The organism is Catenulispora sp. GP43 (assembly GCF_041260665.1).
Classification (GTDB): Bacteria; Actinomycetota; Actinomycetes; order Streptomycetales; family Catenulisporaceae; genus Catenulispora.
The window spans coordinates 96,224-109,620 of record NZ_JBGCCT010000005.1; the positions used below are offsets into that span (position 1 = coordinate 96,224).

The 13,397-nt window shown below is 69.6% G+C and carries 10 protein-coding genes and 1 tRNA gene; 10 read left to right on the forward strand and 1 reads right to left on the reverse strand.

What is annotated here, in order from left to right; genetic code table 11:
* Positions 1 to 13: 13 nt before the first annotated feature.
* The gene (locus tag ABH926_RS12490) at positions 14 to 1,552 is read left to right on the forward strand and encodes a DHA2 family efflux MFS transporter permease subunit (RefSeq protein ID WP_370365642.1); all 1,539 of its coding nucleotides are present in this window, start codon (positions 14 to 16) and stop codon (positions 1,550 to 1,552) included.
* Between the two features lie 114 nt (positions 1,553 to 1,666).
* Here the strand turns inward: ABH926_RS12490 and ABH926_RS12495 are convergent, their stop codons facing one another.
* On the reverse strand, positions 1,667 to 2,914 hold the full coding sequence (locus ABH926_RS12495; protein WP_370365643.1) for a pyridoxal phosphate-dependent aminotransferase: 1,248 nt from the start codon (positions 2,912 to 2,914) through the stop codon (positions 1,667 to 1,669).
* Positions 2,915 to 3,104: 190 nt separating this feature from the next.
* On the opposite strand from ABH926_RS12495, the gene ABH926_RS12500 reads away from it, so the two are divergent.
* The 9 genes from ABH926_RS12500 (at position 3,105) to rpoB (ending at position 13,395) form a co-directional block, all read left to right on the forward strand.
* A tRNA-Trp gene (locus ABH926_RS12500) sits at positions 3,105 to 3,177 on the forward strand.
* A 135-nt stretch (positions 3,178 to 3,312) separates the two neighbouring features.
* Positions 3,313 to 3,555 (forward strand): preprotein translocase subunit SecE, encoded by a 243-nt coding sequence (gene secE, locus ABH926_RS12505; protein ID WP_370365955.1) that lies wholly within the window; start codon positions 3,313 to 3,315, stop codon positions 3,553 to 3,555.
* Between the two features lie 47 nt (positions 3,556 to 3,602).
* A complete protein-coding gene (gene nusG / locus ABH926_RS12510) occupies positions 3,603 to 4,349 on the forward strand; it encodes a transcription termination/antitermination protein NusG (RefSeq protein ID WP_370365644.1) in 747 nt (248 codons plus the stop codon).
* A 119-nt stretch (positions 4,350 to 4,468) separates the two neighbouring features.
* Positions 4,469 to 6,532: a cell wall-binding repeat-containing protein gene (locus ABH926_RS12515; RefSeq protein WP_370365645.1), complete on the forward strand. Its 2,064-nt coding sequence runs from the start codon at positions 4,469 to 4,471 to the stop codon at positions 6,530 to 6,532.
* Between the two features lie 169 nt (positions 6,533 to 6,701).
* Positions 6,702 to 7,136: a 50S ribosomal protein L11 gene (gene rplK, locus ABH926_RS12520; protein WP_370365646.1), complete on the forward strand. Its 435-nt coding sequence runs from the start codon at positions 6,702 to 6,704 to the stop codon at positions 7,134 to 7,136.
* A gap of 120 nt (positions 7,137 to 7,256) precedes the next feature.
* Positions 7,257 to 7,970, forward strand: coding sequence for a 50S ribosomal protein L1 (gene rplA, locus ABH926_RS12525; RefSeq protein ID WP_370365648.1), 714 nt, complete (start codon positions 7,257 to 7,259; stop codon positions 7,968 to 7,970).
* Between the two features lie 393 nt (positions 7,971 to 8,363).
* Positions 8,364 to 8,888 carry a 50S ribosomal protein L10 gene (gene rplJ / locus ABH926_RS12530; protein WP_370365650.1) on the forward strand — a complete coding sequence of 175 codons (525 nt, stop codon included), beginning with the start codon at positions 8,364 to 8,366 and terminating at the stop codon, positions 8,886 to 8,888.
* Positions 8,889 to 8,940: 52 nt separating this feature from the next.
* Positions 8,941 to 9,324 carry a 50S ribosomal protein L7/L12 gene (rplL, locus tag ABH926_RS12535; protein WP_370365651.1) on the forward strand — a complete coding sequence of 128 codons (384 nt, stop codon included), beginning with the start codon at positions 8,941 to 8,943 and terminating at the stop codon, positions 9,322 to 9,324.
* A gap of 594 nt (positions 9,325 to 9,918) precedes the next feature.
* Positions 9,919 to 13,395, forward strand: coding sequence for a DNA-directed RNA polymerase subunit beta (gene rpoB / locus ABH926_RS12540; protein WP_370365652.1), 3,477 nt, complete (start codon positions 9,919 to 9,921; stop codon positions 13,393 to 13,395).
* The last annotated feature ends 2 nt before the right edge of the window (positions 13,396 to 13,397 follow it).

Below are 13,397 nucleotides of genomic sequence, written 5' to 3' on the forward strand. Positions count from 1 at the left end.
GGGGAGTACCACGATGAGCACCGAGACCATCGACCGGCCGGGGGGCCGGACGGCGGACGGCCTGCGGGCCGCCACCATCGGCCACCCGGTCCGCACCTTCCTGATCACCTCCGCCGCGATGTTCATGGCCCAGCTGGACAACCTCGTGGTCAGCATCGCGCTGCCCTCGATCCGGCAGTCCCTGCACGCCGGCCTGTCCGGCCTGCAGTGGACGGTCTCGGCCTACACCCTCACCTTCGCCGTCTTCCTGCTGACCGGCTCCACGCTCGGCGACCGTTTCGGCCGCCGGACCCTGTTCGTCGCCGGCCTCGCGGTCTTCACCGGCGCCTCCGTGGTCTCGGCGCTGGCGCCGAACATCGGGGTGCTGATCGCGGCGCGTGCCGTGCAGGGCCTGGGCGGCGCGGTGATCGTGCCGCTGAGCCTGACGCTGCTGTCGGCGAGTGTGCGTCCTGAGAAGCGCGGCGCCGCGGTCGGCGCCTGGGGGGCCATCGGCGGGCTCGCCGTGGCGCTCGGGCCGGTGATCGGCGGGGCCGTGGTGGAGGCCGCCTCGTGGCAGTGGATCTTCTGGGTGAACGTGCCGCTGGGCGTCGTGCTGCTGCCGCTGGCCTGGTTCGGCCTCACCGAGAGCCGCGGCCCGGTGCGCCGGCTGGACGTGGTCGGGACCGGGCTGGCCACCGGCGGGCTGCTGGGTGTGGTGCTGGGCCTGATCCGGGGCGGGGACGTCGGCTGGACCAACTCGCTGGTGCTGACCGGGTTCGTCGTCGGCGCCGTCATGCTGGCCGGCTTCGTGGTCTGGGAGCTGCGCACCGACGCGCCGATGGTGCCGATGCACCTGTTCCGCGGCCGGAGCTTCCCGCTGATCAACCTCAGCGCCCTGCTGATGTCCTTCGGGATGTTCGGTTCGGTCTTCTTCCTCTCGCAGGTGTTCCAGACCGTCTTCGGCGACTCGCCGCTGGCCTCCGGGGTGCGGGTGCTGCCCTGGACCGGCATGCCGATGCTGGTGGCCCCGATCGCCGGCATCCTGTCCGACAAGATCGGCGGCAAGTGGATCGTCACGGTGGGCCTGGGCCTGCAGGCGGTGGCGCTGGGCTGGATCGCGGCGGTCAGCACGGCCACGGTGGCCTACACCGCGCTGCTGCCGGCCTTCATCCTCGGCGGCACCGGCATGGCGATGTTCTTCGCGCCGATCGCGAACCTGGTGCTCGGCTCGGTGCGGCGCGACCAGGAGGGCATCGCCTCCGGCATCAACAACGCGCTGCGGGAGTTCGGCGGCGTGCTGGGCATCGCGGTGATGGGCGCGGTGTTCTCCGCGAACGGCGGCTACGGCCCGACCGCGACCAAGTCCGCCGGCCAGCACTTCGTGGACGGCATGGTCCCGGCGGTCTACACCGGCGCGGCGATCCTGGCGGTGGCGACGCTGGCGATGTGGCTGGTGCCGAACCGGCGCCCGGCCGCCGGCGCCTCACCGGCCGGGGACGGCGCCTCCGAGCAGAGCGCCGGCGACCCGGCGGAGGGACGTCGGCATCAGGAGGCTGCCACCGCGACGGCATAGGTCGCAGAACAGCGTGATATCCGATCAGCGCGGACATCCGAGACGGTGATCGGACACACGGAAGGCCCCGGCTCGCCGCCGGGGCCTTCGACGTCATGCGGTCCGTCGGACGGTTCAGCGCGCTTCGCCGAGCAGCTTCTGCAGCCGCGACACGCCCTCGACCAGGTCGGCGTCGCTCAGCGCGTAGGACAGCCGCAGGTAGCCGGGGGTCCCGAAGGCCTCCCCGGGCACCACGGCGACCTCGGCCTCGTCCAGGATGAGCGAGGCCAGTTCGGCCGAGCTGGCCGGCCGCTGGCCGCGGATCTCCTTGCCGAGCAGCTCCTTGACCGAGGGGTACACGTAGAACGCGCCCTCGGGCTCCGGGCACACCACGCCGGGGATCTCGTTCAGCATCCGCACCATGGTCTGCCGGCGGCGGTCGAAGGCCAGCTTCATCTCGCTGACCGCCTCCAGGTCCCCGGACACCGCGGCCAGCGCGGCGATCTGGGCCACGTTGGAGACGTTGGAGGTGGCGTGCGACTGCAGGTTGGTGGCGGCCTTCACCACGTCGGCCGGGCCGATCAGCCACCCGACCCGCCAGCCGGTCATCGCGTAGGTCTTGGCCACGCCGTTGACGATCACCGTCTGCTCGGCGAGCTCCGGCACCGCCTTCAGGATCGAGGTGAAGCGCGCGTCGCCGTAGACCAGGTGCTCGTAGATCTCGTCGGTGAGCACCCACAGGCCGTGCTCCAGGGCCCAGCGGCCGATCGCCTCGACCTGCTCGGGGCTGTAGACCGCGCCGGTGGGGTTGGAGGGCGAGACGAAAAGCAGCACCTTGGTGCGCTCGGTCCGGGCCGCCTCCAGCTGCTCCACCGAGGCCAGGTAGCCGGTGGTCTCGTCGGTCACCACGTCCACCGGGACGCCGCCGGCCAGCTGGATGGCCTCGGGGTAGGTGGTCCAGTACGGGGCCGGCACGATGACCTCGTCACCGGGGTCCAGCAACGTCGCGAAGGCGTTGTAGATGGCCTGCTTGCCGCCGTTGGTGACCACGACCTGGTTCGCCGAGACCGACACGCCGGAGTCGCGCAGCGTCTTGTGCGCGATCGCCTCCTTCAGCTCCGGCAGCCCCCCGGCCGGCGTGTACTTGTGGTACTTCGGGTTCTGAGCCGCCTTCACGGCCGCCTCGACGATGTACGCCGGGGTCGGGAAGTCGGGCTCTCCGGCGCCGAAGCCGACCACCGGACGGCCGGCGGCCTTGAGGGCCTTGGCCTTCGCGTCCACGGCCAGGGTCGCGGACTCGGCAATGGCACCGACGCGCCGGGAGACCCTGGTGGCAGGGCCTTGGCGGGACGGGGAGGGAGTTGAGGCTGTGGAGGCTGTCATGCCCCCATCGTCCCACCGCCAGGGCGGCGATCGGGGTGGTGTTCCACGAAAGGAGACGGCCCGGAGGCGGCCGTACGCCCCGTTGAGCGGAACCCGTTCGCAATCGGGGACGCGCTTCCCGTACACTCTCGATCGGCGGATTCCCCTTCCCCACCTCGGCGAGGTAGGTTTGTGGAGCACGCTTAGGCAAAGGGTCGTAGCTCAACTGGCAGAGCACCGGTCTCCAAAACCGGGGGTTGGGGGTTCAAGTCCCTCCGGCCCTGCTTAGGCGCCCAGGAAAGCCCGGTATAGGGCTTTCCTGGGCGCGAAGCGTGTTCGCGGCGAGACCCGCCGCGCAACTTGCCACTTTCACCGAATGTGATGAGGACCAGGTGACCGAGACGAGCTCGACCTCCGCGATGTCGAAGCCGGACCGCGGCCGTGGTGGCGACCGCCGCCCCGAGCGCCGCCGGTCCCCGCTGGGCCGCCTGGGCCTGTTCTACCGGCAGATCATCGCCGAACTGCGCAAGGTGGTGTGGCCGACCCGCAACGAACTGGTCACCTACACCACGGTGGTCATCGTGTTCGTCGCGATCGTCGTCGCGATCGTGGCTACGCTGGACTACGGGTTCAGCAAACTGGTGATGTGGGTGTTCGGCTGAGCCGCCGTACCGACATAGCACCCCGAGCGAAGGAAGTATGAGCGACCGTGTCTGAGACGTACGGAGACCTCGAAGAGGCGACTGTTCTCGTGGAGAACGACGACGAGGCCGTCGAGGCGGAGGTCGCCACCGGTGAGCCCGATCAGGACGCGGCTGAGCAGGCCGAGGGTGAGACCGGCAGCGGGGCCGCGCCGGGCAGCCCGGAGGCGATCGAGGAGTTCCGCGACGCGCTGCGCCGCGCGCCCGGCGAGTGGTACGTGATCCACAGCTACGCCGGCTACGAGAACCGGGTGAAGCAGAACCTCGAGACCCGCATGACCACCCTGAACATGGAGGAGTTCATCTTCCAGGTCGAGGTGCCCATGGAGGAGGTCGTCGAGATCAAGGGCGGCCAGCGCAAGCGGGTCAAGCGCAACAAGTTCCCCGGCTACGTGCTGGTCCGGATGGACCTGACCAACGAGTCCTGGGGCGTGGTGCGCAACACCCCGGGCGTGACCGGCTTCGTCGGCAACGCCCACGAGCCGTACCCGCTGACCCTGGACGAGGTCGTGAAGATCCTGCTCGAGGAGCAGCCCGAGGAGGTCAGCGGCAAGCAGAAGGCGCCGGCCGAGGTCAAGGTGCTGGACTTCGAGGTCGGGGACTCGGTCACCGTCATCGACGGCCCGTTCGCCACGCTGCAGGCCACGATCAACGAGATCAACGCCGACTCGCAGAAGGTCAAGGGCCTGGTGGAGATCTTCGGCCGGGAGACCCCGGTGGAGCTGAGCTTCAACCAGATCCAGAAGAACAGCTGAGGTCCGGCTCCGCCAAACGGATGACCGATTCTCATGCTGCTTTCGCAGGCAGCTGACAGGGCGCTCCCCATACGGTGGAGCGCCCTTAACGTTCCCTGAAGATTCCGTGGGGGGATCTCGTGTCATTCCGCATGTCCAGGCGGCTGTCCGCGGCCGCCGTCGTGTCCGCCTCGCTGGTCGCGCTGGCGCTCGCGCCGCAGGCCGGCGCCACCGTCGGCGGCGTCCCGGCGCACAGCCCGCTGACCATCAGCCACACCAACGGCTCCCTGGAGACGGTCGGCGGGGGGAGCACCTCGGTGCCCTGGGCCGGCACCGACGTCTCCTGGTCGCCCGACGGCAGCAAGTACGCCTTCAGCGCCAACGGCCAGATCTACACCGCGAACGCCGACGGCTCCAGCCTGAAGGCGGTGGCCCGGCTGGCCGCCGCCGACGCCCAGCCGGTCTGGACCTACGGCGGCGAGCTGCTGGTCTTCGCCGGCTGGGACCCGGCCGCGGGCGGCGCCTCCGGCCCGACCCAGCTGATGGCAACCTGGTCCAACGGCTCGGCCGCCGGCAACGGCACGCCGGTGTCCTGGCCGCTGCCGAAGGCCTCGAGCCCGGCGGCCGCCGACTCGGCCCCGGACTTCGGCGGCGACACCCTGGCCTTCGCCCGGTCCCAGAACGGGTCCTCGGCCGGGATCTGGGTCCGCGACGAGACCGGGGACTTCGTCCCGTACCAGGTCGCGGCCACCGGCACCGCGCCGAGCGTGTCCCCGGACGGCAAGACGGTCGCGTTCGTGCAGGCCGACAAGGACAACGTGCCGCAGATCTGGACCGTCCCGGCCGCGGCGCCCTCCGGCGGGCTGGCCACGCCGGTCCAGCAGACCTTCGCCGCCACCGGGGTCAAGGTCGCCAACCCGGTGTTCTCCCCGGACGGCAAGACGATCGCCTTCGACGAGACCTCGGCCGGCACCAGCCAGGTGCGCTGGGTCGCGCTGAACACCGACCCGAAGGCCACGGCCAACGCCGAGACCACGATCTCCGTCTCGGGCGCGCTGAGCGGCGGCGAGCACCTGTCCTACCGGACCGAGTTCGCCAAGCCGGTGGTGCGGCTGGCCGGCGCGGACCGCCTGGGCACCGCGACCGCCGTGTCGCAGGAGGGGTGGCGGAACAACGGCGACACCGCCGATGTGAGCCGTTCGCAGGCCGACGTCGCCGTCCTGTCGCGCGACGACCTGCCGGCCGACGCGCTGGCCGGCTCGGCGCTGGCCGCGCGGAAGAACGGTCCGCTGCTGCTGACCAAGAGCGGATCGCTGTCGCCGCAGGCCGCCGCCGAGCTCAAGCGCATCTTGCACCCGGGCGCCACCGTCTACCTGCTGGGCGGCACGCAGGCGCTGTCCCCGGCGGTCGAAGCGGCCGTGCACGCGCTGGGCTTCAGCCCGGCGCGGATCGCCGGCAGCACCCGGTACGACACCGCGGTGCGGATCGCCGACACCATGACCGCCAAGCCCAGCGAGATCCTGCTGGCCACCGGCCAGGACTTCGCCGACGCGCTGTCCGCGGGCGCCGCGGCCGGCGCGAACTACGGCTCGGTGGTGGTGCTCACCGACGACACCAGGATGCCGACCGAGACGGCCGCGTACCTGCACCACTTCGGGACCGACTTCGGGCCGAGCTCCAGCATCTTCCTGGCCGCGGTCGGCGGCCAGGCGCTGAAGGCGCTGGACTCCACGCAGCAGGGCTACTGGCGCCTGCCGCTGGTCGGCAACGACCGGTATCAGACCTCGTTCAAGGTGGCGAACACGTTCTTCCCGGCGCTGGACGCCGTCGGCGTGGCCACCGGCGCGGCCTGGCCCGACGCGCTCTCCGGCGGGGCGGCGATGGGCACCCAGGGCGGTCCGCTGCTGCTGGTGAACCCGGCGACCGGGCTCTCCGGCCAGGACATCGCGCTGTTGGACGCGAACCGGGGCGAGCTGTACTCCGGCTTCGTCTTCGGCGGGACCGTGGCGGTGCCGGCCGGTATCGACAGGCAGCTGGCGCAGGCGATCGCCGGCCCGCTGGGCGCCGTCGACGGCAGCGGGCACCGGCTGGCCGCCGCGTCGGCGGACGGGGCCGCCGGGACGCTGTCGCCGCGGGACGCGGCGGGGCTGCGGTCGGCGCTGCCGGGCGGCGGGGCGTTGAAGCTGACGCCGAGCCGGCCGTAGTTCCTCCGGTCCGAGGCCCCCGCACCGGTGCTGACCGGGGCGGGGGCCTCGTCCTGTCCGGGGCATACCGGCCGGTCCGGTAAGCTTGACGGCTGTTGCCCATGGCAACGTGTCTCCGCCGTGCCCTTGGTAGGGGTTATCGGCGACGTCTACAGAAACGAGTTCGGGAATGCCTCCCAAGAAGAAGCTCACCGCGGTCATCAAGCTCCAGATCAAGGCCGGTATGGCGAACCCGGCCCCGCCCGTCGGCCCGGCTCTGGGCCAGCACGGCGTGAACATCATGGAGTTCTGCAAGCAGTACAACGCGGCCACCGAGGCCCAGCGCGGCCAGGTCGTCCCGGTCGAGATCTCGGTGTTCGAGGACCGCTCCTTCACCTTCATCACCAAGACCCCGCCGGCCGCGAAGCTGATCCTGAAGGCCGCGGGCATCGAGAAGGGCTCGGGCGTCCCGCAGAAGGACAAGGTCGCGACGCTGACCCAGGCCCAGGTCCGGGAGATCGCCGAGACCAAGATGCCGGACCTGAACGCCAACGACGTCGAGGCCGCGATGAAGATCATCGCCGGCACCGCGCGCTCGATGGGCGTCATCGTCTCGGACAGCTGAGCCTTCCGGCTCGGCGGCTCAGCCGGTCGTACGGCCGGCCGAGCCCGCGTCACCAGCAGTAGTGGCAGAGCCGCGCGCGGCTCGTGAAGACCACATCTCACCAGCTCAAGGAGAGCAGCAATGAAGCGCAGCAAGGGCTACCGCAACGCCGCGGCGAAGATCGACGCCGACGAGGTCTACACCCCGCTGGCGGCCATCCGCCTGACCAAGGAGACCTCGGTCACCAAGTTCGACAGCTCCGTCGAGGTCTCGATGCGCCTGGGCATCGACCCCCGCAAGGCCGACCAGATGGTCCGCTCCACGATCGTGCTCCCGCACGGCACCGGCAAGACCGCCCGCGTGCTGGTCTTCGCCCAGGGCGACAAGGCCGAGCAGGCCCGCGAGGCCGGCGCCGACATCGTCGGCTCCGACGAGCTGATCGACGAGGTCGCCAAGGGCCGCCTGGACTTCGACGCGGTCGTGGCGACCCCGGACCTGATGGGCAAGGTCGGCCGCCTGGGCCGGGTGCTCGGCCCGCGTTCGCTGATGCCGAACCCGAAGACCGGCACCGTCACCGCCGACGTGGTCAAGGCCGTCAACGACATCAAGGGCGGCAAGATCGAGTTCCGCGCCGACCGCCACTCGAACCTGAACTTCATCATCGGCAAGGTGTCCTTCTCCGAGCAGCAGCTCGCCGAGAACTACGCCGCCGCCCTGGAGGAGGTGCTCCGCGTGAAGCCGAGCGCCGCCAAGGGCCGCTACCTGAAGAAGATCACGTTCGCCACGACCATGGGCCCCGGCATCCAGGTCGACGCCAACCGCGTGCGCAACGTCGCGACCGACGACGAGGCGTGAGTTCCGGCCGGTAGGCCGTGACGACCGGGCCCCTGTTCCTTCGGGACGGGGGCCTTCGGCGTGTCCGGGGCCGGAGGAGGGCTAGCCCCTAAGGGTCGGCGCGGGTGCTGTTCCCGCATCAGTGCCGCGCTTCCGGCCGCCGCCGTAACGCGGTCAGAACCACCCCCACCCCCGTGCTAATCTTGACGCAGCCGAAGACCGCTGGTCGCTGCTCCGAGCCGAACGGCCCGGACCAGTCGAAGGCCTCCTCACGGAGCGACCCGCCGAGGCGCGATTAGTGAAGCAGTTGCCGCCCCTGGGGGCGGGGTACCGACTCGTGACGCCCGCGCTGACGCGCCGGGCGTTTTTTGTTTGAGGCTGGAGTCGGCTCTGACACCCCGGAAGGAGGCCCGTATGGCGAGGCCTGACAAGGCGGCTGCGGTCGCCGAGATCGCGGATCACTTCCGCGGCTCGAACGCCGCCGTGCTGACCGAGTACCGCGGGCTCACTGTCGCGCAGCTGAAGGAGCTTCGGCGCGCGCTCGGTGCGACCACGGACTACGCCGTGGTGAAGAACACGCTGACCAAGGTCGCTGCTCGCGAGGCCGGTATTGACGGTCTGGACGAGTCGGCGCTGAAGGGTCCCTCGGCCATCGCCTTCATCAAGGGCGACCCGGTCGAGGCTGCCAAGGGTCTTCGTGACTTCGCCAAGGCGAACCCCCTTCTGGTGATCAAGGGCGGGGTGATGGAGGGCAAGACCCTCACCCCGGCCGACATCACCAAGCTCGCGGACCTTGAGTCCCGCGAGGTTCTGCTGGCCAAGGCGGCCGGCGCGATGAAGGCGTCCCTCGCGAACGCGGCGGCGCTCTTCCAGGCTCCTTTGTCGAAGGCCGTCCGCACCGTGGACGCGCTGTCGGCCAAGAAGTCCGCCGACGCCTGATAGGCACCCGGCAAAACCTAGCTAGAACTCACTTAGAGAAAGGACGCCTATCATGGCGAAGCTCAGCAACGACGAGCTGCTCGAGGCTTTCAAGGAGATGACGCTGATCGAGCTCTCCGAGTTCGTGAAGCTGTTCGAGGACACCTTCGACGTCGTGGCCGCCGCCCCGGTCGCCGTCGCCGGCCCGGCCGGCCCGGCCGCCGCCGCCGAGGCCCCGGCCGAGCAGGACGAGTTCGACGTCATCCTCGAGGGTGCCGGCGAGAAGAAGATCCAGGTCATCAAGGTCGTGCGCGAGCTGACCTCGCTGGGTCTGAAGGAGGCCAAGGACCTCGTCGACGGCGCTCCGAAGCCGCTGCTGGAGAAGGTCAACAAGGAGACCGCCGAGAAGGCCAAGGCCGCTCTGGAAGAGGCCGGCGCCGGCGTCTCCGTGAAGTAGTTCTTCTTCACGGCGCGAGCCATTCGAAGGACCCCCGGGGTTTCCCCGGGGGTCCTTCGCGTTCCGGGCGTGACCAGTGTGATCACCGTGCGCGGCGGGCTTGCGACAGCACTGATCCCCGGACGCCTCTTGACGTCGGCCCAGCTACGCGGGATTCTGCGGTACGTCAGCCCCATACAGCTGACCCCTGGAGGCCACGGCAGCGCGAGGCAGGGCCCGGGGAAGAAAAAAGGTGCGAAGGACGGACGCGGGGCCCGTGTCGGCGGCGACAACCGTCGGTCGATCCGGCTAGTCTGTCCGTCTGTTGCCCGACGCGTCGGGGCCCCGGAGACGGGGCCGGCCGACCCGCGTCAGGCCTATTCAGGCACGGGCTGGACAGGCGTGGCCAAGATGGCTACACTGTTCGTTTGCGCTGCCTTTCTGCATGCCTTGTTCTGTCAACGGCCTCGTGAAACCCCGTCCACCACCCGGCACCGGTGCCCATTACACCGCCGCCGACCTGGGGTTTCGCTGAATCCGTCGGCGGGTAGGGATACAGGTCCACCGGTAGCGCTAAGGACAGCCAGTCCAGTCCGAGCCCCGGAAGGACCCCTCTTGGCCGCCTCGCGCACCGCCCAGAACATCACCAAGAACGCCGCCCGCCGCATCTCCTTCGCGAAGATCAAAGAGCCGCTCGAGGTTCCGAACCTGCTCGCGCTGCAGACGGAGTCCTTCGACTGGCTCGTCGGCAACGCCACCTGGAAGGGTCGCGTTTCCGAGCAGCAGGCCGCCGGCCTCGACGTGCCCACCACCTCCGGTCTGGAGGAGATCTTCGAGGAGATCTCCCCGATCGAGGACTTCCAGGGCACCATGTCGCTGACGTTCCGCGACCACCGCTTCGAGCCCGCGAAGTACTCCATCGACGAGTGCAAGGACCGCGACTTCACCTTCGCCGCCCCGCTGTTCGTGACCGCCGAGTTCACGAACAACGAGACCGGCGAGATCAAGAGCCAGACCGTGTTCATGGGCGACTTCCCGCTCATGACCAACAAGGGCACCTTCATCATCAACGGCACCGAGCGTGTCGTGGTGACCCAGCTGGTGCGCTCCCCGGGTCTGTACTTCTCGCAGGACATCGACAAGACCTCCGACAAGGACGTCTTCAACGCCAAGATCATCCCGAGCCGGGGTGCCTGGCTGGAGTTCGAGATCGACAAGCGCGACATGGTCGGCGTGCGCGTCGACCGCAAGCGCAAGCAGCACGTCACCGTGCTCCTGAAGGCCCTGGGCTGGGACGACGCCCGGATCCTGGAGGAGTTCGGCGAGTACGAGTCCATGCGCCAGACGCTGGAGAAGGACCACACCGCCGGCCAGGACGAGGCGCTGCTGGACATCTACCGCAAGCTGCGCCCGGGCGAGCCGCCGACGCGCGAGGCGGCCCAGACCCTGCTGGACAACCTGTACTTCAACCCCAAGCGCTACGACCTGGCCAAGGTCGGCCGCTACAAGATCGACAAGAAGCTGGGGCAGGCCAGCGGCATCGACAACACGGTGCTCACCGAGGACGACATCGTCAACGCGATCAAGTTCCTGGTGAAGCTGCACGCCGGCGAGACCGAGATGGACCCGCAGGTCGAGGGCGCGCCCTCGGTCGTCGTCGAAGAGGACGACATCGACCACTTCGGCAACCGCCGTCTGCGCAGCGTCGGCGAGCTGATCCAGAACCAGGTCCGCACCGGCCTGGCCCGCATGGAGCGCGTCGTCCGCGAGCGCATGACCACGCAGGACGTCGAGGCCATCACGCCGCAGACGCTGATCAACATCCGGCCGGTCGTGGCCTCCATCAAGGAGTTCTTCGGCACCAGCCAGCTCTCGCAGTTCATGGACCAGACCAACCCGCTGTCCGGTCTGACCCACAAGCGCCGGCTGAACGCGCTGGGCCCCGGCGGTCTGTCCCGTGAGCGGGCCGGCTTCGAGGTCCGCGACGTGCACCCCTCGCACTACGGCCGCATGTGTCCGATCGAGACGCCGGAAGGCCCGAACATCGGCCTGATCGGCTCGCTGGCCTCCTACGGCCGGATCAACGCCTTCGGCTTCATCGAGACCCCGTACCGCCGGGTCGTCGACGGCAAGGTCACCGACCACATCGACTACCTCACCGCCGACGAGGAGGACCGGTACGTCGTGGCCCAGGCCAACGCCCCGGTCCGGGACGACGGCTCCTACACCGACGAGCGCGTGCTGTGCCGCCGCAAGGGCGGCGAGATCGAGATGATGGCCCCGGCCGACATCGACTACATGGACGTCTCCCCGCGCCAGATGGTGTCCGTCGCGACCGCGATGATCCCGTTCCTGGAGCACGACGACGCCAACCGCGCCCTGATGGGCGCGAACATGATGCGCCAGGCCGTGCCGCTGCTGCAGTCGGACTCGCCGTTCGTCGGCACCGGCATGGAGTACCGCTGCGCGGTCGACGCCGCCGACGTGGTGACCGCCGACAAGGGCGGCGTGGTGACCGAGGTCTCCGCCGACCTGGTGACCGTCGCCAACGACGACGCGACCACCAGCGTCTACCGGATCGCCAAGTTCCGCCGCTCCAACCAGGGCACCTCCTTCAACCAGAAGGTGATCGTCGCCGAGGGCGAGCGGGTCGAGGTCGGCTCGGTGCTGGCCGACGGCCCGTGCACCCAGGACGGCGAGATGGCCCTGGGCAAGAACCTGCTCGTGGCGTTCATGCCGTGGGAGGGCCACAACTACGAGGACGCGATCATCCTGTCGCAGCGCCTCGTGCAGGACGACGTCCTGTCCTCGATCCACATCGAGGAGCACGAGGTCGACGCCCGGGACACCAAGCTGGGCCCGGAGGAGATCACCCGGGACATCCCGAACGTCTCCGAGGAGGTCCTGGCCGACCTCGACGAGCGCGGCATCATCCGGATCGGCGCCGACGTCGTCCCCGGCGACATCCTGGTCGGCAAGGTCACGCCCAAGGGCGAGACCGAGCTCACCCCCGAGGAGCGGCTGCTGCGCGCGATCTTCGGTGAGAAGGCCCGCGAAGTCCGCGACACCTCGCTGAAGGTGCCGCACGGCGAGCAGGGCAAGATCATCGGTGTCCGCATCTTCGACCGCGACAGCGGCGACGAGCTCCCGCCGGGCGTCAACCAGCTGGTCCGGGTGTACGTGGCGCAGAAGCGCAAGATCACCCACGGTGACAAGCTGGCCGGCCGGCACGGCAACAAGGGTGTCATCGCCAAGATCCTCCCGGTCGAGGACATGCCGTTCCTGGAGGACGGCACCCCGGTCGACATCGTGCTGAACCCGCTGGGCGTGCCCTCGCGCATGAACCCGGGCCAGGTGCTGGAGACCCACCTCGGGTGGATCGCCGCCACCGGCTGGGACATCGGCGACGGCCAGGCCGAGTGGCAGGAGCGCCTGCGCTCGATCGGCGCGGACAAGGCCGAGGCGAAGACCAAGGTCGCGACCCCGGTCTTCGACGGCGCCCGCGAGGACGAGATCACCGGCCTGCTGGGCAACACCCTGAAGACCCGCGACGGGGTCCGCCTGGTGGACAGCACCGGCAAGGCCCGGATGTTCGACGGCCGCTCCGGCGAGCCGTTCCCGTACCCGATCTCGGTCGGCTACATGTACATCCTGAAGCTGCACCACCTGGTGGACGACAAGCTGCACGCCCGCAGCACCGGCCCCTACTCGATGATCACGCAGCAGCCGCTGGGCGGTAAGGCCCAGTTCGGCGGCCAGCGGTTCGGCGAGATGGAGGTGTGGGCGCTGGAGGCCTACGGCGCCGCGTACGCGCTGCAGGAACTGCTCACCATCAAGTCCGACGACGTGCTCGGCCGCGTGAAGGTCTACGAGGCCATCGTCAAGGGCGACAACATCCCCGAACCCGGCATCCCCGAGTCCTTCAAGGTGTTGATCAAGGAAATGCAGTCGCTGTGCCTGAACGTCGAGGTGCTCAGCAAGGACGGCACCATGATCGAGCTGCGCGACACCGACGAGGACGTCTTCCGGGCGGCCGAGGAACTGGGCATCGACCTGAGCCGGCGTGAGCCGTCCAGTGTCGAAGAGGTCTGATC